Origin of the sequence: Microbacterium sp. RU1D (genome assembly GCF_900156435.1) — a bacterium.
Lineage (GTDB): Bacteria > Actinomycetota > Actinomycetes > Actinomycetales > Microbacteriaceae > Microbacterium.
Map to the genome: position 1 here is coordinate 1 of NZ_FTPQ01000006.1, position 24,472 is coordinate 24,472.

Annotated in this window: 20 protein-coding genes; 6 read left to right on the plus strand and 14 right to left on the minus strand. The window is 72.2% G+C overall.

Going from position 1 to position 24,472, the window contains the following annotated elements; all coding sequences use genetic code 11:
- Both B0B15_RS15810 and B0B15_RS15815 read left to right on the plus strand, forming a co-directional pair.
- On the plus strand, positions 1-265 hold a 265-nt coding region (locus B0B15_RS15810; RefSeq protein ID WP_143733835.1), incomplete at its 5' end, for a substrate-binding domain-containing protein.
- A 245-nt stretch (positions 266-510) separates the two neighbouring features.
- The gene (locus tag B0B15_RS15815) at positions 511-1,974 is read left to right on the plus strand and encodes a mannitol dehydrogenase family protein (protein ID WP_076677973.1); all 1,464 of its coding nucleotides are present in this window, start codon (positions 511-513) and stop codon (positions 1,972-1,974) included.
- Positions 1,975-2,020: 46 nt separating this feature from the next.
- Here the strand turns inward: B0B15_RS15815 and B0B15_RS15820 are convergent, their stop codons facing one another.
- The 8 genes from B0B15_RS15820 to B0B15_RS15855 form a co-directional block, all read right to left on the minus strand.
- A complete protein-coding gene (locus tag B0B15_RS15820) occupies positions 2,021-3,148 on the minus strand; it encodes an alpha/beta hydrolase (protein ID WP_076677974.1) in 1,128 nt (375 codons plus the stop codon).
- A complete protein-coding gene (locus B0B15_RS15825; protein ID WP_179078797.1) occupies positions 3,145-4,068 on the minus strand; it encodes a hypothetical protein in 924 nt (307 codons plus the stop codon). The genes B0B15_RS15820 and B0B15_RS15825 overlap by 4 nt, the downstream gene beginning before the upstream one ends.
- Complete coding sequence (locus tag B0B15_RS15830; RefSeq protein ID WP_076677978.1) at positions 4,065-4,538, minus strand: hypothetical protein; 474 nt, start codon at positions 4,536-4,538, stop codon at positions 4,065-4,067. Before B0B15_RS15830 ends, B0B15_RS15825 begins: the two co-directional genes overlap by 4 nt.
- Positions 4,539-4,561: 23 nt before the next feature.
- Positions 4,562-5,158, minus strand: coding sequence for a helix-turn-helix domain-containing protein (locus B0B15_RS15835; protein WP_076677980.1), 597 nt, complete (start codon positions 5,156-5,158; stop codon positions 4,562-4,564).
- Positions 5,159-5,436: 278 nt separating this feature from the next.
- On the minus strand, positions 5,437-7,089 hold the full coding sequence (locus B0B15_RS15840; RefSeq protein ID WP_076677982.1) for an alpha-amylase family protein: 1,653 nt from the start codon (positions 7,087-7,089) through the stop codon (positions 5,437-5,439).
- A 234-nt stretch (positions 7,090-7,323) separates the two neighbouring features.
- Entirely contained in the window at positions 7,324-8,289 is a 966-nt protein-coding gene (locus tag B0B15_RS15845) for a LacI family DNA-binding transcriptional regulator (RefSeq protein WP_083709119.1), read from the minus strand.
- 288 nt (positions 8,290-8,577) lie between these two features.
- Positions 8,578-9,465 (minus strand): tagatose-bisphosphate aldolase, encoded by an 888-nt coding sequence (locus tag B0B15_RS15850; protein ID WP_076677986.1) that lies wholly within the window; start codon positions 9,463-9,465, stop codon positions 8,578-8,580.
- 61 nt (positions 9,466-9,526) lie between these two features.
- Positions 9,527-10,897, minus strand: a complete 1,371-nt coding sequence (locus B0B15_RS15855) for an FGGY family carbohydrate kinase (RefSeq protein WP_218123609.1) — start codon at positions 10,895-10,897, stop codon at positions 9,527-9,529.
- Positions 10,898-10,953: 56 nt separating this feature from the next.
- Here B0B15_RS15855 and B0B15_RS16090 point away from each other — a divergent pair, with 56 nt between their 5' ends.
- Positions 10,954-12,195, plus strand: a complete 1,242-nt coding sequence (locus B0B15_RS16090) for an HAD-IA family hydrolase (protein ID WP_176776669.1) — start codon at positions 10,954-10,956, stop codon at positions 12,193-12,195.
- Positions 12,196-12,290: 95 nt separating this feature from the next.
- Here B0B15_RS16090 and B0B15_RS15870 read toward each other — a convergent pair whose 3' ends face one another.
- Positions 12,291-12,980 carry a DUF2848 domain-containing protein gene (locus B0B15_RS15870; RefSeq protein ID WP_091366555.1) on the minus strand — a complete coding sequence of 230 codons (690 nt, stop codon included), beginning with the start codon at positions 12,978-12,980 and terminating at the stop codon, positions 12,291-12,293.
- 129 nt (positions 12,981-13,109) lie between these two features.
- Here B0B15_RS15870 and B0B15_RS15875 point away from each other — a divergent pair, with 129 nt between their 5' ends.
- Positions 13,110-14,456 carry an MFS transporter gene (locus B0B15_RS15875; protein ID WP_076677990.1) on the plus strand — a complete coding sequence of 449 codons (1,347 nt, stop codon included), beginning with the start codon at positions 13,110-13,112 and terminating at the stop codon, positions 14,454-14,456.
- Positions 14,457-14,518: 62 nt separating this feature from the next.
- Here B0B15_RS15875 and B0B15_RS15880 read toward each other — a convergent pair whose 3' ends face one another.
- Positions 14,519-15,178, minus strand: coding sequence for a GntR family transcriptional regulator (locus tag B0B15_RS15880; protein ID WP_076677992.1), 660 nt, complete (start codon positions 15,176-15,178; stop codon positions 14,519-14,521).
- Positions 15,179-15,223: 45 nt separating this feature from the next.
- Between B0B15_RS15880 and B0B15_RS15885 the strand changes: the two genes are divergently transcribed.
- The gene (locus tag B0B15_RS15885; protein ID WP_076677994.1) at positions 15,224-16,027 is read left to right on the plus strand and encodes a carbon-nitrogen hydrolase family protein; all 804 of its coding nucleotides are present in this window, start codon (positions 15,224-15,226) and stop codon (positions 16,025-16,027) included.
- 179 nt (positions 16,028-16,206) lie between these two features.
- Positions 16,207-19,290, plus strand: coding sequence for a chitobiase/beta-hexosaminidase C-terminal domain-containing protein (locus B0B15_RS16655; protein WP_076677996.1), 3,084 nt, complete (start codon positions 16,207-16,209; stop codon positions 19,288-19,290).
- Positions 19,291-19,403: 113 nt separating this feature from the next.
- On the opposite strand, the gene B0B15_RS15895 is transcribed toward B0B15_RS16655, so the two are convergent.
- The 4 genes from B0B15_RS15895 to B0B15_RS15910 all read right to left on the minus strand — a co-directional run.
- The gene (locus tag B0B15_RS15895; RefSeq protein WP_076677998.1) at positions 19,404-22,202 is read right to left on the minus strand and encodes an FAD-binding and (Fe-S)-binding domain-containing protein; all 2,799 of its coding nucleotides are present in this window, start codon (positions 22,200-22,202) and stop codon (positions 19,404-19,406) included.
- Positions 22,199-23,197 (minus strand): 1-phosphofructokinase family hexose kinase, encoded by a 999-nt coding sequence (locus B0B15_RS15900; RefSeq protein WP_176776670.1) that lies wholly within the window; start codon positions 23,195-23,197, stop codon positions 22,199-22,201. Before B0B15_RS15900 ends, B0B15_RS15895 begins: the two co-directional genes overlap by 4 nt.
- Positions 23,194-24,021, minus strand: coding sequence for a class II fructose-bisphosphate aldolase (locus B0B15_RS15905; RefSeq protein WP_256334327.1), 828 nt, complete (start codon positions 24,019-24,021; stop codon positions 23,194-23,196). Before B0B15_RS15905 ends, B0B15_RS15900 begins: the two co-directional genes overlap by 4 nt.
- A gap of 186 nt (positions 24,022-24,207) precedes the next feature.
- Positions 24,208-24,472 (minus strand): substrate-binding domain-containing protein (locus tag B0B15_RS15910; protein ID WP_143733836.1); only part of this gene is annotated, 265 nt, incomplete at its 5' end.

Consider the following 24,472-nt stretch of genomic DNA (forward strand, 5'->3'; position numbering starts at 1 on the left):
AGTGCAGCAGGCCGGCAAGCAGGGTCAGGTGACGATCGTCGGCTTCGACGCGGGCCCGGCCCAGGTGAAGGCGCTGCAGGCCGGCACGGTGCAGGCGCTCGTCGCGCAGGAGCCCGCCACCATCGGCTCCGACGGCGTGAAGCAGGCGATCGCCGCTCTGAAGGGCGAGGCGACGGAGGAGAAGATCCAGACCGGCTTCACCATCCTCACGAAGGACAACATCGACGGCGAAGGCAAGGACGCGGTCTACAAGTCCTCCTGCTGACACCCTCCCTCCTCGCGTGAGGGGTCGGAAACCGTCGCCGCCAGACGCTCGAAGCGACAGAAACCGACCCCTCACGCGAGACGGATGCCGGGGCCCGCGCGTCGCGCGACGGGTCGCGGCATCCACCCCTCCCGTCCGGAGGCTTCGACAGGCTCAGCCACCGGACCCGCGAAGCGCCAGATCCCTGAGCCTGTCGAAGGGACCTGTACCCCCGCCTCTCCCGCCACGCACCCACGGAGCACCGCATGACCGACCTCACCGCCGCCGCCCTCCCCTCCCTCGCGGCGCACGTCTCCGTGCCGACCTACAACCGCGGCGCGGTGCGTTCGCGCATCGTGCACTTCGGGGTCGGCGGGTTCCACCGGGCGCACGAAGCGATGTACCTCGACCGCCTCCTCGAGGCCGGGCGCACCGACTGGGGCCTGTGCGGCGTCGGAGTGCTGTCGTTCGACGCCGCCATGCGCGACACCCTCGCCGCCCAGGACGACCTCTACACGCTCGTCACCACCGCCCCCGACGGCTCGTCCGAGGCCCGCGTCGTCGGCTCGATCGTCGACTACCTCTTCGTCCCCGACGACCCCGAGGCCGTCATCGCCAAGCTCGCGGACCCCGACACCGCCATCGTTTCGCTCACCATCACGGAGGGCGGCTACGGCATCGACGACGCCACCGGCGCGTACGCCCCGCGCGACGAGGCGACCCTCGCCGACCTCGACGGGGCCCAGCCGCCCCGCAGCGTCATGGGCCTGCTGACCGAGGGCCTGCGTCGGCGGAGGGATGCCGGCATCCCGGCCTTCACGGTCATGTCGTGCGACAACATCCAGGGCAACGGCCACGTCGCCCGCGCCGCGCTCGAGGGCTTCGCCGACCTGCGCGACCCCGACCTCGCGGGCTGGATCGCCGCGAACGTGTCGTTCCCCAACTCCATGGTCGACCGCATCACCCCGGTCACCACCGACGAGACGCGCGCGGCGGTCGCCGAGGAGTTCGGCATCGACGACCGCTGGCCCGTGCGCTCGGAGTCGTTCGCGCAGTGGGTGCTCGAAGACGCCTTCCCCCTCGGGCGCCCGCCGCTCGACGAGGTCGGCGTACAGCTCGTCGACGACGTGGAACCGTACGAGCTCATGAAGCTCCGCCTGCTCAACGCCTCGCACCAGGCGATGAGCTACCTCGGCATCCTGTCGGGTGCGCACTACGTGCACGAGGTGTGCACCGATGAGCTCTTCGTCGACTTCCTGCAGGGATACATGCACGAGGAGGCGATCCCGACGCTGCGACCGGTGCCGGGGATCGACCTCGACGCCTACTGCGACGAGCTCATCGCGCGCTTCGGCAGCGAGGCGATCCGCGACACACTCGCCCGGCAGGTCGTCGACGGTTCCGATCGGCTCCCCAAGTTTTTGCTGCCCGTCGTCCGCGAGCAGCTCGCCACCGGCGGCCGCATCGACCACGCCGCCCTCGTGCTCGCGGGGTGGAGCGTGTTCCTCGAAGGACGCACCGAGACGGGCGAGGAGACCCCCGCGGTCGACAGCCGCCTCGACGACCTGCGCGCGATCGTGGCCGACGACCCGGCGGCGCTGCTCGACTACACGCCGGTCTTCGGCGACCTCGGGCAGGACGCGCGCCTGCGCGAGGCCTACCTCGCGGCGCGCGCCTCGCTCGCCGAGCGCGGGGCGCGCGGGGCGATCGCCGCGGTCGCCGCCGGCTGAGCGCGGAGCTGAAGCGGGTTCCGGTCCTTTCAACGAGGCTCGGGTGTCAGCGGGCGCGCAGCCAGCCGGCGATCACGTCGTGGAAGCGCTCGGGCTCCTGGTTGGCCTCGTTGCAGTGACCGGTGGCGTCGAACGCGGCGAGCTCGGCATCCGGATGCCGTTCGACGAACGCCACCGAGCCCGAGAACGGCACGACGGGGTCGACGCGGCTGTGCAGGATGATCGTCGGCACCCCGGGACCGGGCCGCTGGCCGCCCACCCAGGTGAGGGCGCGCGCGTCGACCGCCTCGACGAGGCCGAGGGCACGCGCCCCGATGCGGCTGGCGAGCACGCGCATCGACGCCGCCGCGACCGTGCGGGGCAGGTGCGCGTTCGACACGGCGTTGCCGACCACTCGCGGCCAGTCCAGGGCCGGAGCGACGAGGACGAGTCCGGCGATCGCCTCGCGGTGCGCGGAATGCTCGAGCGCGAGCATCGCGATGGTTCCGCCCATCGACCAGGCCACCAGCACGATCTCGCGGGCACCGCGGGAGAGGGCGTAGGCGATCGCGTCGTCGACGTCGCGCCACTCGCGCGTGCCCAGGGTGGAGGGGAGGGCATCGGCGGGGGCGCACTCCTCGTCTCCGGCGTACGACACCACGAGCGCCATCCACCCGGCATCCACCGCCGCCGGCGCGGAGCGCAACGCGCCGTTGCGGCTCGACCGGAGCCCGTGCACGTGGATCGTCCAGCGCCCGTCGACCGTCTCGGGATCGCCGATCTCCCACGCCTCGGCGACGCCGCCGCGCCGCAACGGCACCTCGACGTGACGGGTGGGACCGACGTCTTCGGGGGCGCCGATGCTCTGCGAGGTCCAGGTGGCCACGATCTCGCCGTCTCCGACACCGTCGGGACGCGAGGCGAGCTCGCGCACCACCCGGTCCTTCTCGATGCGCAGCGGTTCGCCGACGACGACGTGCCGACCGTCCGCGAGCCACAGGCCGTAGGTGCCCGGTTCGCGACTCTCGAGCGTGGCGGGCACGGTCACCGTGCCGCCCGCGATCGTCACGGGTGCGGAGACCTTGGCGGCGCGGGGCGCGATGAGCCGCCGAGCGACGTACCCGGCGAGCGCCGTGTGGGCGAGGGCGACGGCGGCGGCGGTGACGCCGGCACCGACGGCGAGGGATCGGATCATGAGCGGACTCCCGTGGAGCGGCGGGTGAGGTGGGCGTCGATGTCGTCGAGGAGCGCGCGCTCCGTCGCGTCGAGAGGCGACGACGAGGCGATCGCGTGATCTTCGACGGCGACGCGCAGCGCGTGCAGGCGCGTGTCGACGGACGGGTCGTCGGCGAGGCCGGGCAGACTCGCCACCCCTCGACGTTCGGCGACGGCGTCGATCTCCTCCAGCAGCGCCGCGGCGCGCCGGCGGATGCGGCCGGTCACGCGCGAGGCGCGGAAGATGCCGACGACGAAGGCGAGCACCCCGAGGTAGAAGAGCGGATCGAACAGAGCGCTCACCACGGGGACCGGGGTGAAGAACCGCGTGAGGGTGAGGTCCACGATCTCGCTCACGCACCCCAGCACGATGCCGATCGCGCCCGCCCGGAAGAACCACCGCACGCCGGGGAGCGAGACGCGGGCCGAGACGCACAGCATCGTCCCGACGAGCGCGATCCCGGCCATGTGGACGACCCCGTAGACCCATGCCCCCGTCGATGTGGCGACGGCGTCCTCGATGAAGCGGAACGACGTCCCGGGACGCACCGGCATCGCGACGAAGAACACGACGGCGAAGACGACGGCGAGGATCGCGGGCACGCGCCAGCGCAGCGTGGAGACGCGCGCGGTCACGGGCGCGATCCCCGCCTGGATGCCGAGCCACAGCGCCACCATCGTCAGCACGCCCTGGACCAGCTTGAGGATGTTCGAGCCGCCGAGCAGAGCGTCGAGCACGCCGAGCGGGATCACCGTGCCCTGCGTCAGCAGCGCGACAGCGCCGACGACGCCGGCCAGCCAGGCGATGCGCGCCCGCGGCTGACGCCGGGCGGCGCGGGCACGGCCCACCACGAGCAGCAGAAGCGCGACGAGAGCCGCGTCGATGAGCAGGACCGTCACCACGACGACTCCGCCACCCGGGGGCTCGCGTACAACAGGCGGGAGATGCGGTGGGCGACGTGCTCGGCGACGAGCTCCGTCTCGACCTCGGGCGTGGTCAGCAGCGGGTCGTGGTCCGGTACGACCGCGGAGCGCTCGCGGGCGCCGCGCTCGTGCAGGGCGCCGGTGCAGTGCGCGTCGTCGAGCAGATGGCCGAGCTCGTGCGACGCGGCGAACTGGCTGTACAGGGCCGGGTCCGAGGCGCGGACGTGGATGCTGGCCTCGCCCCGATCGGCGAAGAAGGTGAGGTAGCCGGTGAGGGTCCCCCAGCCGCTCGTGTCGGTCTCGCGGACCACCCGCAGACGGATGCCGACGGCGCGCGCGACAGCGTGGACCACGTCGTCGAAACCCATGTCGGCCGAGAGGCCCGCGCGCGCGATCGCCCGATCGACCCTCGCCTGCACCCGCTTCAGCATCTCCGCCTCGGCCACCGCTCTCCCCCCGTCGCGGCCGCTCATGTCGCCGGCGGCCTGCTTCGCAGCGACTGCGCGATGGCGCGAAGGGCATCGGGCGACATCTCACCGAGGGCCCGGAATTGGATGCTGCTGGCCCCGGCGTCGCGCATCGCGTCGCGCAGTTCCAGCTCGGCATCCGTGCGGTCGGTGACCGCGTCGTCGGTGTAGTCGGTGAGGTACTCGGTCGGCACATCGCCCCACTGGGTGATGAGTCGCAGCACTTCTTCGTCGAGCACGAGGCTCGTGGTGCCCTCGGCGAGGAGCATGCGTGCGCTGTCGGCGGCCCCGGGGTCGATGCCGTCGAGGTGCGCGAACAGCTCCTCGGCGCTGGCGGCCTGGGCGGCGACGAGCCGGCGCACGCGGGCGGCGAGCGGTGCGGCCGGGACGCGCATCTCGACGCGCGGCGCGGTGTCGGGGCTCGCGATCTCCTCGGGCGTGACGCCCAGTGCGGTCGCGAGCGCCTCGAGGTCGTTGGTGTTGTAGGGCAGCGAGAACCCGGCGCGCGACTGGTAGTAGCTCTTCGTCATTCCGGCGCGACTGAGCAGCTCGCCGACGGTGAGCCCTTTCGCCCTCCGCAGGCGATCCACGTTCGCCACCACTCGACGGGAGTACCGGGAGGGTGGTCCGACTGCGCCGCGACCCACGATTCGATCGTAGACGACCCTCGCACTCACCCTTGGTCGTATTTACGATCACCCGTCGGGTGCTAATTACAAGAGGCTGTGCTTGTATGGATCAGACCGCGCGCCGGCGGACGTGGGGGAAACCGGGTGCGCGAGCGATCGGGAGAGGCTTCCCGATCCCGTCGGTGACGGGCGCGGCGCCATTGGGGGGCGCCGCGCCCGTTCATCCCCCTCGCTCTCGATGCGCATGCTCACGCGATGCGCCGCTCCCCGGGCCGGATCACCCGCCACCACCGGTACCCGTACCCGTCGAGCGTCACCTCGAACCCGTCGCCGTCGAGGGTCTCCGACCCCGCGGCGTCGTCGAGCAGGTTCACGACGCTCCAGCCTCCGGCATCCGCCCCCTCGATGCGCAGCCGGAACGTGCGCCCGTCCGGGGCGAAGTTGTGCGCGGCGACGAGCATGCCGAGTTCGCTCGACACCGAGTGGGCCAGCACGCACGCGTGGGGCTGATCCAGGATGCCGAGCTCCCCCCACCCGATCTCGGGAGAGGCCCGGTAGTGGCGCACGAGGTTCTGCACGAAGCGCAGCATCGAGCCGGGATCGTGCCGCTGCTGCGCCACGTTGACGTGCTCGGGGCCGAACCCGCCGGGAACGACGTCGGCGATGAGCTCGTCGGCGACCGAGAAGCCGGCGTCGGCGGTGCCCGTCCACTGCATGGGCGTGCGCACCGCGGCGCGGCTCCCCTCGATCGTGGGGTTCTCGCCCATGCCGATCTCCTCGCCGTAGTAGAGCACCGGCGCCCCGGGGAGCGAGAAGATCAGGCTGTAGACCATGCGGATGCGGCGCGGGTCGCCGTCGAGCATCGCCGGGAGGCGTCGCGTGATCCCGCGACCGTGGATGCGCTGCCCCTCCTCCGGCGCGAAGGCCGTGAACACCTCGTCGCGCTCCGCCGCGGTGAGCTGATCGAGGGTGAGCTCGTCGTGGTTGCGCACGAAGTTGCCCCACTGGTTGCCCCGGGCGATCTCGGGCCGCGACTCCAGCGCCTCGCGTAGCGGGCCGGCATCCTGGCGCGCGAGGGTGAGGTATAGGCGCTGGTTGGCGACGAAGTCGAACTGCATGGTCAGCTCGTCGCCGTCGGCATCGCCGAAGAAGCGCAACTGCTCGTCGTACGGGAGGTTCACCTCGCCGAGCATCATCGCGTGACCGCTGCGGCGCGAGACGTAGCCCCGCAGCGCGCGGAGGAAGTCGTGCTCAGGGCCGTCGTCGCCGTCGATGAGGTGGGGCACGGCATCCACACGGAAACCGTCGATGCCGAGCTCGAGCCAGAACCCGATGACCTTGGCGATCTCCTCGCGCACCTCGGGGTGGTCGGTGGCGAGGTCGGGCTGGTGCCGGTAGAACGAATGCTTGTAGCACTGCCCGGCGCTCTCGTCGAAGAACCACACCCCGTCCTCGACGTCGGGGAACATGCTCGCGGGGGCGTCGTCGGGCACCTCATCGCGCCACTGATAGAAGTGGCGATAGCGACTGTCGAGGCTCTGCCGCGCCTGCTGGAACCACGGATGCCGGTCGGAGGTGTGATTCACGACGAGGTCGACGATCACCCGCATGCCGCGGTCGTGCGCGGTGCGCAGCACCTCGACCATGTCGCCGAGCGAGCCGTAGCGGGGGTCGACGCCGTAGTAGTCCTCGATGTCGTAGCCGTTGTCGCGCTGCGGCGAGGGGTAGAACGGCGCGAGCCAGAGGCACGTCACGCCGAGTTCGGCGAGGTGGTCGAGCCTCTGCGCGAGGCCGCGCAGGTCGCCCACACCGTCGTCGTCGGCATCCAGGTAGGTCTTCACGTCGAGGTTGTAGAAGACAGCGGTCTTCCACCACAGGTCGCTGGTGTCGGTGAGCCTCACGACGCCACCTCCGTCCGAGCGGCGGTGCGGCGGTCGGGGTGCGGGGAGGTCGTCATCGGAGCCCTCTTCTCGGGAGCGGTGGCGGTGGACTCTCTTCCTATCGCGCGCGTCCGACGCCGGGCGAGCTCTTGCGCCACGCCCTCTCCCGTGTTCGACCCGCGCGAGGTGCCGGAAATCGTCGCCTCGGCACCGCCGCAAGCGACCATTGCTGGCACCTCGCGCGAGAGGGCGGCGTCAGAGCGCGCAGGACTCCCGCTCCACCAGCGACACGTCGATGACCGTGACCTCGTCGAGGCCGGCGTCGGGCTGCAGACGCGCGAAGACCCGCTCCGCGGCGAGCGCGCCGATGCGGCGCGGGTCCTGATCGATCACGGTGACCGAGGGGGTGAGGGTGTCGGCCATGGGGAAGTCGCCGAAACCGACGAACGGCAGCGGCTCGCCGCGCAGGACGTGCGCGAGCGCCATCGACGAGCGCGCGTTCGCCGAGAACAGCGCCGTGGGCGGATCGTCGAGGCCGCGAAGACGCTGGAGGGCGGATGCCGCCGACGCGCGGTCGGAGACGCGCGAGGCGACGAGTCGCTCGTCGACGTCGACGCCCGCTTCGCGCAGGGCCCGCCGCCAGCCCTCGACGCGGTTGGTCTCGGTCGAGAGGTGCACCATGTCGCCCACGTAGGCGATGCGGCGGTGCCCGTGCGAGAGCAGGTGAGTCGTGGCCAGGTGCGCGCCGGCCTCGTCGTTCTCGGTGAACGTGTCGGTGAGCAGGTCGACCGGGGCGCGGTCGACGAACACGATGGGGGTGTGTCCGCGCCAGCGCTCGAGCCACGAGTGGTCGGTGCCGACGGGGGCGATGACCAGGCCCGTCAGCTGACGGCCGAGGAGCGACTCGAGGGCGGGCCGCTCGTCGTCGGGGTTCTCGCCGAGGCTCGTGACGAGGGTCGACAGGCCGTGGCGGCGCGCGGTGTCCTCCACCGCGCGGGCGATGGCGGCGAAGAACGGGTCGACCACGTCGGGCACGGCGACCCCGATGACCGAGGCGCGCCCGGCGCGGAACGTCGTGGCCAGGGCGTTGGGCACGTAGTTGAGCTCGCGCATCGCGGCCTCGACGAGGGCGCGCGTGTCGGGCAGCACGTGGGGGTCGTCGTTGAAGACGCGCGACACGGTCTTCGTGCTCACCCCGGCGCGCAGGGCGACGTCGCGCATCGTGGTCACGAGGCACCTCCGGGGTGGGGGCGGGTGGGGGCTTCGACGTGCAACCCTATCCGCCGGGTGACGGCGGCCGACGGCCCGCCCCGCGCGGAGGGGCCGCGAAGGGCTGCCGGCCCATGGCCCGCCGCGCGAGCGGGCGACGTGGGACCGGCGTCTCGGAGCGCCCCGGCTGCCCGCCCGACACGGTGGCATCCGTCTTCCGCGTGCGCCCACGGGGAGCCGGTCCGAGGGGAGTCGGACACGGCCGGACGAGGCAGCCGGTGTCGGGCGGGCGGGATCACGTCAGCGGCCGTCGACGGCGTCGGCGAGCTCGCGCAGACGCGGCAGGGCGCGGCCCGAGAGCAGCTCCTCGCGACGATCGGCGTCGATCGACAGGCTGTCCTTCCACAGTGACCGGCCGGCCATCGCGCCCGAGGCGCCGTTGGCGACGGCCGTGCGCACCTGCTCGATGAAGGTCTCGTGGTCGACACCGGCCGACAGCACGGCCCACGGCACGCCCTGGGCGGCCTCGGTCACGCGGGCGCTGGCCTCGGCGGAGCCGGGGTACTGCAGCTTGAGGATCTTCGCGCCGCACGCGACGGCGAGGGCGGCCCCGTCGACGACGAGGTCGGCGAACTTCGCCTGGTACTCCTCGTCGCTCTCGTCCTCGAGCTGGTAGGTCAGCAGCTCGACGATCAGGAGCAGGCCCTCCTCGTCGCACGCCTTCACGAGGTCGCGGATCTCGTGCGCGACGCGGGAGTCGGCATCCTGCTTGTCGGGGCGGGTGTACCAGAGCATCTTGGCGACGTCGGCCCCCTGCTCGCGGATGGAGTGCGGCGTGGTGCCGGGGACGTACCGCGTGTACTTCAGGCCGTCGACCGTCTCGGCACCCGAGGCGTCGAGACCGACGACGAGGGCGGTGTCACGGGCGAGCACGCCGTCGTCGACGATCTGCGGAAGCGCCACCTCGGGGTCGAGGAGGATTGCGGGCGCGTGGTTCGCGAGGTGGCGCACCAGGTCGGCCTTGACCTCGGCGAGCTCGTCGCGCGAGATGGCGTCGGAGCCGTTCGGGGCGTCCTTGATGGCCGCCTTCATGCCGTTGCGCTGGTCGGCGGCGACGATGAGCATGTGGCCGTCGGGGGTGCTGATCGACTGGAGCGCGCGGCGCTCGATGGTGGTGAGTGCGTTCATGATCTCTCTTCTCTGGGGTCTGTTGGCGCGTCCGGTCGGTACGGGCGCGGCGGGCGGGGAGTCAGGAGGGGACGGATGCCGAGACGAGGCGCCGCGCCATGTCGGCGGCTCCGTACGCGACGTCCTGCTCGCGGGTGGACAGGGACGGATCCGGCAGCACCTCCGCGCGGGCGCGGCGGACCGACGCCATGCCCGCCCACCCTCCGGTGAGCGTGGAGTGCGTCGCCGGCGCGACCTCGCGGTCCATCGCGGCGATGAGGGCGGCGATCTCGTCGTTGCTGTGCCGCAGCACGGCGCCGAAGATCTCGGCGGGCGACGCCTCGGTGTGCAGCGTCAGGCGCAGGATGCCGTCGTCGTTGCGGGAGCCCGTCACCTCGATGGCCCCGGCCGGCAGCTCGCCCTCATAGGGCAGGGCCATCACCGCGGCATCGAGCGCATCGCGGCCCGCGCGGTCGCCGATGCCGGCGGCGTGCAGCGCACGGCGCAGCAGCAGGCCGGTCTTCACGCCGGCGACGAGCACGTGCTTGCCGGGGACGACGTGGCGCACCTCGTTGATGAGGGCGTCGGCGAGTCGCCGGCGCGCCGCGAAGCCCAGGGGTTCGTCGAGCACGCGCAGCAGCACCTCGGCCGTGCCGAGTGAGACGTGGTAGCCGTCGGCATCCAGGGTGCCGTTGGCCTGCGCGGCGACGAGGTGGTCGTGTCCGGCGACCGTGAGAGCGGCACCCGCGACGCGCGGACCGAAGACGGTGGATGCCGTGCCCCAGGGGAGTCCGCCCCCGCGCAGCGGCGGCAGCAGCGCGTCGTCGACGCCGAGAGCGGCGAGCATCGCGGGCCACGCCGCGCCGGAGTCCTGGTCGATGAGCCCGGTGCGCGAGGCGAGCGAGAGCTCGAGCGCCACGTCTCCGCCGAGGGCCGCGACGACGAACTCGGGGAGGTCGAGCCAGCGCAGCCCCGCGAGGTCGGTTCCCTGGTCGCGCAGCCACGCGAGCTTCGCCACGCTCACCTGGGCGCCGAGCGGCAGTCCGGTGCGGCCCGCGAACTCGTCGCGCACCTCGGCGGGGAAGGCGTCGATCTGCTCCCACCCGCGCGGGTCGAACCACGCGTATCCGGGTGCCGCCGCGGCGCCGTCGGCGTCGATCAGGATGCCGGTCTCGCCCATTCCCGCGACGGCGAGCGAGGTCAGCGGAGCAGACGACGCCGGAGCGAGCTCGGCGTCGACGAGGTCGATGAGCGCGCGAACGGCCGAGAGCAGGTCGGCGGCGTCGATGTCGGTCGTTCCGCCGGGACCCACGCGCCAGGGCGTGGGCACCTGGGCACCGGCGAGCTCGGCGCCGGCGTCGTCGATGACGAGCATCTTGATGCCCGTGCTGCCGAGGTCGAGCCCGGCGTGGAGGCGCGGCTGCGCGGCATCCATGTCACCGGTGTCTTGCATGAGCGACCGTCCTCTCCGGAACTTCTTCGAGCCCCGGAATGACGAGCATGACACCGGTGACTTGCTACGTCTATGGTGGGGGTATGCCGTCGTCGTGTCAAATACCCGAATCGCTCGCCGTGGTCGTCGCCGGACCCGCCGGAAGCGGCAAGAGCACGCTCGGACGCGCCCTCGCCGCCGAGCTGCGGGCACCCCTCGTCGACCTCGACAGCGTGACCACGCCCCTGCTCGACGCCCTGCCCGACGACGCCCTCGGCGGCCACTGGCTCACCTCCCCGCACGCCGGCGTCATCCGCGCCGGGCGCTACGCCGCCCTGCGCGCGACAGCCGCCGACGCCCTGTCGACGGCGGGCCGCGTGGTCGTCGTCGCGCCCTTCACCGCGGAACTCGCCGGCGGCGACGACTGGCGGGCGTTCCGCGACGCTCTCTTCCCCGTCGAGCCCATCGTCATCCACGTCGACGGCGACCCCACGATCCTGGCGACCCGTCGCGCCGCGCGCGGCGCCGCCCGTGACGCGCACCGCCCCGACACCCCGTCCGTTCCACCCGCCGTCCCCGTGATCGCCGTCGACGCCGAACTCTCGACCGGGCAGCAGCTCGCGCGCGTGCTGCCCGCGCTCGGCATCCGTCGCCCGCTCGACGCCGGAGCCGCGATCTTCGCGCGCGAGTTCGACGCCGTACTCTTCGACCTCGACGGCACCCTCGTCGACTCCACGGCATCCGTCGCCCGCTCCTGGCGGCGCTTCGCGGAGCACTTCGACGTGTCGATGGAGGCCCTGCACGCCAACCACGGCCAGCCCGCCCGCACGCTCGTGAGCCTCCTCCTGCCCACCGACCGGCACGCCGAGGCGCTGACGCACGTCACCGACCTCGAGGTGGCGGATGCCGTGGGCCTCGCGCCCATTCGGGGCGCCGCGGCGTTCTTCTCCTCGGTGCCCGCCGACCGCCGCGCCATCGTGACCTCGGGCTCCGTGCCGATCGCCACGGCTCGCCTGGCCGCGGCCGGATTCACCCACCCCGACGTGTTCGTCACGGTCGACGACGTCGTCAACGGCAAGCCCGACCCCGAGCCGTTCCTCCTGGCGGCCGAGCGTCTCGGCGTCGATCCCTCGCGCTGCCTCGTCGTCGAAGACGCCCCCGCCGGCATCGCCGCCGCCCGCGCAGCCGGATGCGCGGTGATGGCGCTGACCGGCACGACCGCCGACGAGGAGTTGCGCGCCGACCTGGTGGTGGACGGGTTGGATGCCGTGCGGCTCGAGGTCACGGGATTGGGGGCGCTGCGGCTGGCCCCAGCGTGACCCCGATCCCCGGATGAGCGGACACGAGGACCCGAACCTCCCGGTCCGGGCCCTCGTCGCGAGCGACCGAAGGGCCGCTCCGCGAGCGTGAGGGCTCAGCCGATGGGCGTCGGCATCCGGTCGACGTCGTAGCGGACGACGCTGGACTCGCCCGTGCTCTCGTCAAGGAGTTCGACCTCCCAGCGGTCGCTGAACTGGTCGACACCCGCGATCATCGGGATTGTGCCCGAGATGAGCGCGACGCCCTCCTGGCGCTCGCCGCGCTCGGCGAGCACATCGAGCCAGTACTGCGGCGAAAGGAGCTCCCCCACCCTGCCGTCCTGGATGAGGGCGCGCTCCGCGCCCACCCACGCCCGCAGACGAAGGTCGTCGGCACGGTCGGCCAGCGACGACAGGCGCCAGGCGCGGCGGCCGAGCACGTCGGGACCGGCGTTCTTGCTCCAGGCGACGCCGTGCACTTCCAGGGCGCGGTCGGTGTGGTCGCAGGCGACCGTGAGGAGCACGTCATCCTCGCCCGGCCCGACGATGACGACGCCCCACTCGGCTTCGCCGGAGGTGCGCTCGTGCTGCGCCTCGACCCGGTCGCCCTGCCGGGCCAGGTACGAGGAGACGGGGTAGAGCGAGGGGGTGGTGGTCGGCGCCGGCACTCCCAGCTCGGCCAGCTCGTCGATGTGGTGCTTGACGGCCGCCTGGTCGCGACCGGCGTAGCCGGCGTTGTACAGGTGCGTCACGTCGACGGAGACGAGGGTGCCCTCGCCGATGATCTCGAATTCCAGAGCGGTCACGTCGCCTCTTCCCATTGTTACGACGCGGGAAAATCTCTCCGCATCGGTTGCGTATACGCCTTGTATACAGGAAGTATGAGAGAAACGAAAACGCGGCAGCCTGACTCGCCGACACCAGATGGGACTCTCATGACGAACGTTCGAAACGCTGTACCGGGCGGCCGGGAGCGCACGCGCTCGCTCGCCAAGGCGTACACCGCCAGCCTCACCGGCACGGCGCTGGAGTGGTACGACTTCGCCGTCTACTCCGCCGCCGCCGCCGTCGTCTTCCCGGCGCTGTTCTTCCCGGAGAGCGACCCGCTCACCGGCGCGCTGCTGGCGTTCTCCACCTACGCCGTCGGCTACCTGTCGCGCCCGGTCGGCGGCATCGTGTTCGGCCGCTTGGGCGACAAGATCGGTCGCAAGAAGGTCCTCGTCATCACCCTCCTGCTGGTGGGCATCGCGACCTTCCTCATCGGCGTCCTCCCCACCTATGGCGCGATCGGTCCGCTCGCGGCCGTGATCCTCGTACTGCTGCGCTTCGCTCAGGGAGTCGGCGTCGGCGGCGAGTGGGGCGGGGCCGTCCTCCTCTCGAGCGAGTTCGGAACCCCGCGGCGCCGCGGCTTCTGGGCCTCCGCCGCCCAGGTGGGCCCTCCCGCCGGCAACCTGCTCGCCAACGGCGTGCTCGCCCTGCTGACGCTCACCCTCTCGAACGAGCAGTTCCTCGCATGGGGCTGGCGCGTCGCCTTCCTGCTGTCCGCGGTTCTCGTCGCCTTCGGCCTGTGGATCCGCCTCGCCCTGGAGGACACCCCGATCTTCCGCGCCATCGAACAGTCCGGCGACCGGCCCGAGGCCCCCATCAAGGACGTGTTCCGCCTCGAGGGTCGCGGCCTTCTCGCGGCCATCCTGTGCCGCCTCGCGCCCGACATCCTCTACGCGATGTTCACGGTCTTCACACTGACCTACGGACTCACGCAACTCGGCATGGAGCGCTCGCAGGTTCTCACGGCCACCCTCATCGGCTCCGCCTTCCAACTGGCGCTCATCCCCCTCGCAGGGTGGATCAGCGACCTGGTCAACCGCCGTGTGCTGTACGCGATCGCCGCCGTGGCCGCCGCAGGCTGGCCGTTCGTGTTCTTCCTCATGATCGGCGGCGGCTCGCAGCCGCTGTTCATCCTGGGCGTCGTCGTGGGCCTGGCCATCCACTCGTTCATGTACGGGCCGCAGGCCGCATTTATCGCCGAGCAGTTCAGCCCGCGCCTGCGCTACACGGGATCGTCGCTGGCGTACACGATCGCCGGCGTGTTCGGCGGCGCCCTGGCTCCCGTGATCTTCACGGCGCTGCTCAGCGCGACCGGCAGCTGGGTCGCTCCGGCGATCTACCTCGGCGTCGCGGCCGTGCTCACCATCGTCGGCCTGCTGCTCGGCCGCAACCCGCAGCACGCCGAAGACGAGGAGTACCTCGACGTCCTGACCGGAGCGCACCCCACATCCTGAGGGTCAATGGCATCCCGTCCCTCGGTCGGAGCGCTCCCGCGCCCCGGCCGAGGTGCCGCGCCTCACGCGCCGGTCAGGATCGTCCGGAGCGTGATGCTCAGGTGGTCGTCGATGGCTTTCTCGGCCGCCGCCTGGTCTCCGGCGCGGAGGGCCTCGATGATCGCGCCGTGCTCGTGCGTCACGGCGTTCCACCGCGAGGGGCCGATGCCCAGCGCGGAGATCCCGACCCGCACCTGCTTCTCGCGCAGGGCTGCGTAGCTGCGCGAGAGCAACGCGTTGCCCGCGGCGTCGACCAGGGTCTGATGGAACTCCCGGTCGAGCTCGATGCACGCGCGGGCCTGGTCGAAGGTCAGGCGTTCGAGCCCCTCGGTCACCGCGTCCTGACGCCGCATGACCTCGGCGAGAGCCTCGTGCGGCGAGAGCTGCTGGGCCAGGGCGCGCTGCACGGCGAATCGCTCGATCAGCCCGCGCATCTCCATCAGCTCGGCCGTCTCCCGCGGGGTGAGGGCCGCGACGCGGGCACCGCGACGGGGCTCCAGATCGACCAGCCCTTCCGACGCGAGGATGAGCAGCGCTTCGCGCACCGGAGTGCGCGAGACCCCCACGGCATCGGCCACGTCCTGCTCGTTGATGAAGCCCCCCTCGACCTGCGGGTCGGTCAGCAGCGAGCGAAGGTGTCCGAGAGCACGGTCTCGGCCCGAGGGGGGCACGACAGAAGGCATACGACAGGTATACAACACGGGGAGACCCGTACGAAGGAGACTCATATGCGCATCGCCCTGGCTCAGGTCGTCGCCGGTTCCGACCCGCTCGAGAACCTTTCCCTCATCGCCCGGGAGACCGCGCGCGCCGCCGCCGACGGCGCCGAGCTCGTCGTGTTCCCCGAGGCGGTGATGTGCCGTTTCGCCGGTCCCGATCTCGCCGAAGTCGCTGAGCCGATCAACGGCGCGTGGGCCGAAGAGGTCCGCCGCATCGCTCGCGAGACCGGCGTCACGATCGTCGTCGGCATGTTCACCCCTGCTGCCACCCCCGGTCGGGTGCGCAATACGCTGCTGGCGGCCGGCGCAGTCGACGCCGCCTACGACAAGATCCACCTCTACGACGCGTTCGGATATCGGGAGTCGGATGCCGTCGAGCCCGGCGCTCAGCCGGTGGTCTTCGAGTTGAACGGCGTGCGCATCGGGCTGGCCACCTGCTACGACGTCCGCTTCCCGGCGCTGTTCCGCGCCCTGGCCGACGACGGCGCACAGCTCGTGCTCGTGGCCGCGTCGTGGGGGTCGGGCCCCGGCAAGCGCGAGCACTGGGAGCTGCTCACCCGTACGCGCGCACTCGACACCACGACCGTGGTGGTCGCGGTGGGCCAGGCCGACCCGCTCTCGACCGGTCGCGACGACGGTGTCGGCGCCCCCACCGGCATCGGGTACAGCGGAGTCATCACCGCCGACGGCACGGACATCGTGCGGCTGGGCGACGCCCCGGAGACGCGGGTCGTCGACATCGCCGCGGCCCTGTCCGCGGTCCCCGACGTCCGCGCGAAGATCCCGGTCCTGGCCAACGCACGGCGGTTCTGATGCGCGGGCGCTGATGTCGTCGACCCCCGCCCGATCCGTCGCGTGAGTAGCAGCACTACCTCCACTAGCTTTCCACCGCGCCTTGTGGGCACCTCACCCGTCGTCGTACGCTCTTCGCACCGCATTCTTGTAGTAGAACTACACATGTCGCACCTCCCCTCAACGACGATGGAGCCTCCATGACATCCCCCCGCCCCTCGCGCCGATGGACGGCGCTCGCGACCGTCGGCACCGTGATCGCCTCGCTGGCGGTCGCCGGCAGCGTGACGCCGGCCGCCGCCGACACCACCGCGACCGTCTCCGTCGACACCGACACCGTCGTGCAGGACGATTTCCTCGGCATCGGTGTGAACGTCATCCCCTCCGCCCTGATGGAGCGTTCGCGCGGTTTCGGATACACGGATGCCGACTGGGCCGTCGACGCGGAACGCATCGCCACCATCCGCCCCAAGGTCGCGCGCGTGTGGTTCCAGATCGACTGGATGGAGCCCGACAAGGGCGTCTACACGTGGGACAGCGACCGCATGAAGGCGTTCTACCGCTACCTCGACGCCTTCCAGGCCGCCGGCACCGACATCGAGTTGAACTTCGGGTGGAAGGTCGGCTCCACCGTGCACGACTGGTTCTCGATCCCGGGCGTGGACCCGTGGACGAGCGCGCCCGCCGACAACGCCGCCTACGCGGCATCCGCCTCGGCGCTCATCGACCAGCTGAAGAACGTGCGCGGGTACGACAACGTCAGGTACCTCACCTATTACAACGAGCCCAACGGCAGCTGGGACTTCGAGGCTCCCGGCGACCAGCAGGCCGCCTACGTGCAGATGGCCCAGGCCGTTCACCAGCGCCTCGTGGCCGACGGGCTGCGCGACGAGGTCGAGATCTGGGGTCCGGAAGAGACCGGCGCCCCCGCGTGGACGACCTACATGGCCCAGAACGGCGGCGACGCCTTCGACCAGTACAGCTTCCACACCTACGGCGACTCGTACGGCTCGGTCCCGGGCAGCATCAACGCCCGCAAGAACGTCGCGGGCGGCAAGCCCGTGAACATGTCGGAGTTCGGCTGGTCCGATGACAACGCAAGCGGCTGGAACTCCGGCTACGCCAACTACGTCATCGCCGGCGCGAACCTGGGCCTGCATTCGATGCTCGTCTGGCAGCTCAACGGCACGTGGACCGTCGACCCCGACGGGGACACGAACGGCACGTACAACATGTGGGACGCCCTGCCCCTCGGCCTCGAGCCACGCAAGACGTTCCTGTCGGCGGGTCTGCTGAACCGCTACATCCCCGCGCACAGCGAGGTGCTGGCATCCACCTCGTCATCGACCGACGTCCGCTCGGCCGTCTTCCGCGACGCGGACGGCGACTACACCGTGCTCGTGGAGTCGAAGGGCGCCGCCCCGACGGATCTCACCGTCGATTTCGGCGGCACCGCCGTGAACGCCGACTTCCACCGCGTCGTGTACTCCGACGACCTCGTGCCGGATGACAACGCCCTGCTGCCGACGGTTTCGGCGACGCTTCCGGCGGGCACGAGCTTCTCCGACGACCTCGACGAGGGCTACTCCTTCGCCGTGTACACCACCGCCGACCCCGCTGTGCAGGTGCGGATGGGCGACGTCGATCCCTCGGTCGCCTCCGGCTCCACCGTGCAGCTCAGCGCCGATGTCGTCGACGGCGCGGCAGGGGTGACCTGGACGGTCGACGGCACCGGCACCGGCTCGGTCTCGACGTCCGGCCTGTACACCCCGCCGGCGGTGGACTCGGAGCGCAAGGTCGCCGTCCGCGCCACGAGCACGGCCGACCCGACATCGTCGGGCATCGCGCTGGTCACGGTCACGCCGCAGCTCACCTCGGCGCGCGTCGACCCGGTGCAGTTCGACCTCGACAGCGGCGTGTACGCCGGCTCCGAGGTGCTGACGCTGTCGACGGCGACCGCGGGCGCGCAGATCCGTTACACCACCGACGGCTCGACCCCCACGGCGAGCTCGACGCTGTACGAACGACCGGTGATCCTCACCGAAACCTCCACGAAGCTCTACCGCGCCGCCGCATTCGCCGCGGGCACGCAGCCCTCGGGCGTGACGAGTCGTCTGTTCAAGGTGGGCGGCGTCTCGCAGGGGCCCGACGGTTACACCCTCTGCGCGAACGAGGGCGGCCAGTGCTTCTTCTCGGGCCAGCAGAGCGTCGCTTTCGGCGGCGACGGGCTGTTCACCTACCAAGCGAAGACCGGACCCGTCTCGTGCGACACCGCGACCCTCGGCGACCCGAACCCCTCGGGCACCCGGCGCTGCTACGTCAGCCCCGAGTTGCCGTCGTCCTACCCCCTGGTCACGCTGAACAACGCCGGATTCGAGAAGCCGGGCGGCACGAAGTCGAAGACCGGTCCCTTCACGAACGGCTGGACGTTCGACAGCCGCTCCGGCATCCAGAACGCCCAGGGCCCCCTCGGACCTCCCGCCCCGATCGAGGGACAGCAGGTCGCCTACCTCAAGACCGACGGGGGCGTGCAGGGAACGATCTCGCAGGAGGTCGCCTTCCCCGCCGGCGACTACCAGGTGGTGTTCGCCCTCTCCGGCCGCTCGGGCTACCAGGCGCAGAGCTTCGACGTGCTCTACGACGACACGGTCATCGGGTCGTTCGCGGTGGGCTCCACGAGCGCGTACACGACACTGCGCACGAACGCCTTCACCTCCGACGGCGGACGTCACACGATCACCTTCCGCGCCACGGCGCCCTCCGGCGACCGCACGGCGTTCCTCGACGCGGTGCGCATCGAGGCACCCGTTCCGCCCGAACCGGCGGCCCTGTCCAACACCGGCTTCGAGACCCCGTCGACCACCGGGGTGAAGTCGGCGCCCTTCACCGAAGGGTGGTCGTTCGTCGGACGCTCCGGCATCCAGCACAACGGCAGCGCTTTCGGCGCCCCCTCGGCCCCCGAGGGCACGCAGACCGCCCTCCTGCAGTCGCGCAACGGCGAGCACGGCTCGTTCGCGCAGACTCTCGACATGGAAGCCGGCACCTACACGCTGAGCTACCAGGCGTCACGCCGCCCCGGGTACGCCGCGGTGCAGACGATTCAGGTGGTCGTCGACGGAACGGTGGTCGACACCTTCGCCCCGCCGACGAGCACGTTCACCGCCCACACCTCCCCCACCTTCACGGTGGCGGCGGGCGACCGGCAGATCACGTTCCGCGGTTCGGCGCCGAGCGGAGACGCCACGGCGTTCATCGACGCGGTCGCTCTCACGCCGGTCCCGTGACGAACGTCCCGTGATCGACGACGAAGGCCCGGGCCGCTCGGCCCGGGCCTTCGTCGTGCGAGTGAGCGTCGGCGTCCTCACCGGGGCATCGAGTCACCCCGCGACGCGCGTCGCTACCGCGTCGCCCGCTCCAGCAGCTCGAGCACGTGCACGTACGACTCCCCCGTCGCCTTCGTCATCCCCAGCTCGCACGTGCGGTTGCACGACGCGAAGGCGTCGGCACCGAACCTCGCGACCTCGGCTGCCTCGGGGGCCGTCGCGGCCTCCGTGAGCTCGGGGTGCAGCATCCCCCGGTCGCCCGCGTAGGCGCAGCACCCCCACGCGTCGGGGACGCGCACCTCGGATGCCACGGCCTCCCCCACCGCCCGGAGTGCCGGGTCGATGCCCAGCTGCGTCGACGAGCAGGTCGGATGCAGCGCCAACAGCTCGGCCACCGGCGTCGGCGTGAGACGCGGGAGGAGAGTGGATGCCGCGAAGGCCACGGCATCCACCACCGTCACCCCCTCCTCGCGCAGGGTCGCCGCGAACCCCTCGGTGCAGCTCGACGCGTCGCAGACGAGCGGGAGGGCCCCCTCCTGCGACGCCGCGCGTACCGCGGCGCGCACGCGGGCGGTCATCGTTGCGTGCCCCTTCGCGTAGCCCTTCGACGACCAGGGCGTGCCGCAGCAGAGGGCGTCGATGCCTTCGGGCACCACCGCCGACACTCCCGCGCGTTCGAGCAGCCGGGTGAAGGCCGCCGTGGCGCCGATGCCGTCGGCGGGGCCGAACATGCTGCCCACGCACGCGGGGAGGAACACCGCGCTCGGCGCGACCCCGGGAGCTCCCACCACCGGCCCCAGCGACCGGCGCGACGACCCACCCGCGGGGAGTTCCTCTGCGTACCGCGGCACCGCGTCGGTGCCGAGCACCGCGCGAGCGGCATCCGTCACCGCGCGCACGGCGGGCGTGGGCAGGGCCGATGCCACGCTCAGGGCGGCGGCTCCCGCACGCGTCACCGCGCCCCAGCCGGTCGCCGCGGCGGACCAGCCGGCGGCGAGCACCGGGTCGGCGTCTTCGCGGCGGAAGCGCTTCATGAGCGAGCCGGTGTTGATGAGCACGGGGCACGCCGTCTGGCACATGCCGTCGACGGCGCAGGTCTGCACGCCGTCGTAGTCGTAGTCCTTCTCGAGCTCCGCCACGAGCGCCCCGTCGCCGCGCTCGCGAGCAGCGGTGGACGCGCGCCGCACGACGATGCGCTGCCGCGGGGTGAGCGTCAGCGACCGACTCGGGCACACCGGCTCGCAGTACCCGCACTCCACGCACCGGTCGGCCTCGGGCTCGATCGACACGGGCGTCTTGAGGTTCTGCATGTGCGCGGTCGGGTCGTCGTCGATGATCACGCCCGGATTCAGGATGCCGCTCGGGTCGAGCAAGCGCTTGAGCCGCACCATGACGTCATACAGGTCGTCGCCGTACTGCCGGCGGACGTACGGCGCCATCGCGCGTCCGGTGCCGTGCTCGGCCTTGAGGTTGCCGCCGGCGTCGAGCACGAGGTCGACCATCGCGTCGGTGAAGCCCTCGAAGCGCCCGAGGGCCGTCGCTCCCTCGAAGCGGTCGGTGAGCATGAAGTGGATGTTGCCGTCCTTGGCGTGGCCGAAGATCACGCTGTCGCGATATCCGAACCGCTCGAACAGGTCCTGGAGCCCCTCGCAGGTGTCGGCGAGACGCTCGACCGGCACGACGATGTCCTCGAGCAGCGCCGTCGTACCGCTCGGCCGCGCACCGGCGACCGAGGCGTAGAGGCCCTTGCGGAAGGTCCAGGCGGCGGCGCGCTGCACCGGGTCGTCGGAGAAGACCGCGGCGTCGAGCAGGGGGTGCTCCCCGAGCACGCGCGCGCCGGCGGCCGCGAGGTCGCCCAGGGCGGAGGCGTCGTCGGCGTGGTACTCCACGAGCAGCGCCGCCTGCGTCGTCGCCTCGAAGCCGTGGATGGCGGCGGGGGTCCCGGCCAGACGCTGTCCGACGCGTAGGGAGGTGGCATCCATCAGCTCCAGCGTCGCCGCGCCCGTGGCGACCAGCGCAGGAAGCGAGCGGGTGGCCGCATCCAGCGTCGGGAAGACCGCGAGGGTGGTCGCGATCGCCGGCCGGATCGGCACCGTGCGGAAGGTCGCCTCGGCGACGAAGGCGAGCGTGCCCTCCGAACCGACGACGAGGTGCGCGAGGAGGGCCGCGGGGGTGTCGAAGTCGAGGAACGCGTTGAGCGCGTAGCCCATGGTGTTCTTCATCGCGAATTGCCGCTCGATGAGCGCGACGCTCGCGGCGTTCTGCACCACTCGCTCGCGCAGCCGCATCAGCTCCTCGGCGAGAGCGGGCTCGCGCTCGTGCAGCAGACGGTCGGCGTCGGGATCGGCCGTGTCGACGACGGTCCCGGATGCCAGCACCAGCACGAGCGATTCGAGGGTGCGGTACGAGTTCTCCACCGTCCCGCACGCCATGCCGCTGGAGTTGTTCGCGATGACGCCGCCGATCGTGCACGCCGCCTCGCTCGCGGGGTCGGGGCCGAGGCGGTGCCCGTGGCGGGCGAGCCGCGCGTTGACCTGCCGCACCGTGGCCCCGGGCTGCGAACGCACGCGGCGTCCGCCGTCGAGCACGTCGATGCGACCGAACCCCTGGCGCACGTCGACCAGGAGCCCCGCCCCCGACGACTGCCCCGACAGGCTCGTCCCGCCCGAGCGGAACGTCACCCGGGTGCGCGAGACGGTGGCCGCGCGCAGGATCGCACCGACCTCCGCGGCGTCGGCCGCGACGACCACGGCATCCGGGGTGAGCAGGTAGTGCGACGCGTCGTTCGCGTACGCGACGCGGTCGATCGCGCGCGTGCGCAGCCGCCGGGGGTCGGAGACCGCCGCGGCGATCTCGGGCGCGACCAGGGTCACGGCGCCTCCTCGGCGCTCAGCGGTCGGGCCGGATCGGGCCGCTCGTCGACGACGGCACGGATGCCGTGCGGCGGCCCCGCGACGACGGTCGAGGCGTGCGCCACGGCGTGCGCACCCCACTCCGCGGCCGACGCGGCGGCGATGGCGAGGGGGTCGTCACCGGAGGCGGTCGCGGCGGGAGCGCGGGTGAGACCGAGGAGGAAGCCGGCGAGGGCGGCGTCGCCGGCGCCGGCGGTGTTGGCGACGGACGGTGCCTCGGCGCGCGCGAAGACGGCGCGGTCGGCGGTGACGGCGAGCAGGCCGTCGGAGCCCATGCTCGCCAGGACCGTCGGCACCCCGCGCGCCACGATCTCGCGCGCGGCGGCGATCACGTCGCCGACGGTGCTGAGCGGCCGACCGACGGCCGCGGCGAGCTCCTCGACGTTCGGGGTGAGCAGCTCGACACCCGCGGGATCGGCGAGGAGGTCGGCGAGGGCCGCGCCGCTGGTGTCGACGGCGATGCGCGCGCCGAGGTCCCGCGCGAGGGCCCGCGCATCGCCGAGATCGACGAGCTGCCCGGTGCCCGCGATCTCGGGCAGCGACCCGGAGATGACCAGCCACGGCTCGCGGGCGTCGCCGAGGGCATCGCGGAGCGCCGCGAGGGTGGCATCCCATGCCTCCGCCGCGAGCGGCGGAGTGGGGGCGTTGACCTTCGTCGTCGCGCCGTCGGCGTCGATGATCGACGTGTTGACGCGCGTCGCTCCGGGCACCTCGACGATGCGCAGCAGAGGTGCGGTCAGTCCGCACCGGGCGAAGCGCACGTCGTCGGCACCGAGCACGACCACGGCGGCGGCGTCGGCTCCCCCGGCGGCGAGTGCGGCCGCGACGTTCACGCCCTTGCCGCTCACCTCGCGCGTGTAGCTCTCGGCGCGGGCGAAGGCGCCCCGACGCAGCGCGTCGACGCGATAGGTCGCGTCGATCGCGCCCGCGGCGGTGAGGGTCACGATGGCGCTCACGCGCGCACTCCGGTGACGACGTCGAGCAGGCGGTGCACCTCTGCCGCCACGGCCGACCGCCCGGGCGTGAGCCAGCGGCGCGGGTCGATGGCGTCGGGATCGCGGGTGAGCTCGTCGCGCACCGCGGCGGTGAGCACCTTGTTGAGATGCGTGCCGATGTTGATCTTGCGCATCCCGGCGCGCACGGCGCCGTCGATGCCGGCGTCGGCGACGCCGCTGGATCCGTGCAGCACGAGCGGAGTGGGGAGGGCGGCGGCGAGCCGCGCGATGAGGTCCTCGTCGAGCGTGGCGCTGCGCTCGCGCATCGCGTGCTCGCTGCCGACCGCGACGGCGAGGGCGTCGACGCCGGTCGCCTGGACGAAGCGCACGGCCTCGTCGACGTCGGTGCGCACGCCGGGCGCGTGGGCGCCCTTGCCGCCGATCTCGCCGAGCTCGGCCTCGATCCAGCCGCCCGCCGCGTGCACCCGGGCGGCGACCGCGGCGGTGCGCTCGACGTTCTCGGCATCCGTGAGATGAGCGGCGTCGAACATCACGGAGCGGATGCCGACGGCCACAGCCTCGTCGACGAGGGGCTCGTCGGTCGCGTGGTCGAGGTGCACCACGACGTCGACGCGGGCGGACTCGGCCAGGCGCAGCGCGGCGGTGGCGGCGGGGGCGAGCCCGCCGTGGAACGCGATGGCATTCTGCGACAGCTGCAGGATCACGCCGGACCCCGCCGCCTCGGCGCCGGCGACGATCGCCTCGGCGACTTCGAGGGTGATGAAGTTGAAGGCCCCGACCGCGCGGTGCGCGGCGAGGAGCGTGGGCATGTCGGCCAGCGGCACGGCGGTGTCTCTCTTGTCGGGGTGGGCGTTCCTCCGTGCGAGGCGCCGGGGACGTTCCGCGTGAGGTGGCAGGTTCTGTCGCCTCCGGGGCTTCCGCGGCGACGATTCCTGGCGACTCGCGCGAGGAAGAAGGGGGTGTGGATGCCGGGACCTCGCGCGTGCGCGGGCCCCGGCATCCGGGGTGTGTCAGCAGGAGGACTTGTAGACCGCGTCCTTGCCTTCGCCGTCGATGTTGTCCTTCGTGAGGATGGTGAAGCCGGTCTGGATCTTCTCCTCGGTGGATTCGCCCTTCAGCGCGGCGATGGCCTGCTTCACGCCGTCGGAGCCGATGGTGGCGGGCTCCTGCGCGACGAGCGCCTGCACCGTGCCGGCCTGCAGCGCCTTCACCTGAGCCGGGCCCGCGTCGAAGCCGACGATCGTCACCTGGCCCTGCTTGCCGGCCTGCTGCACA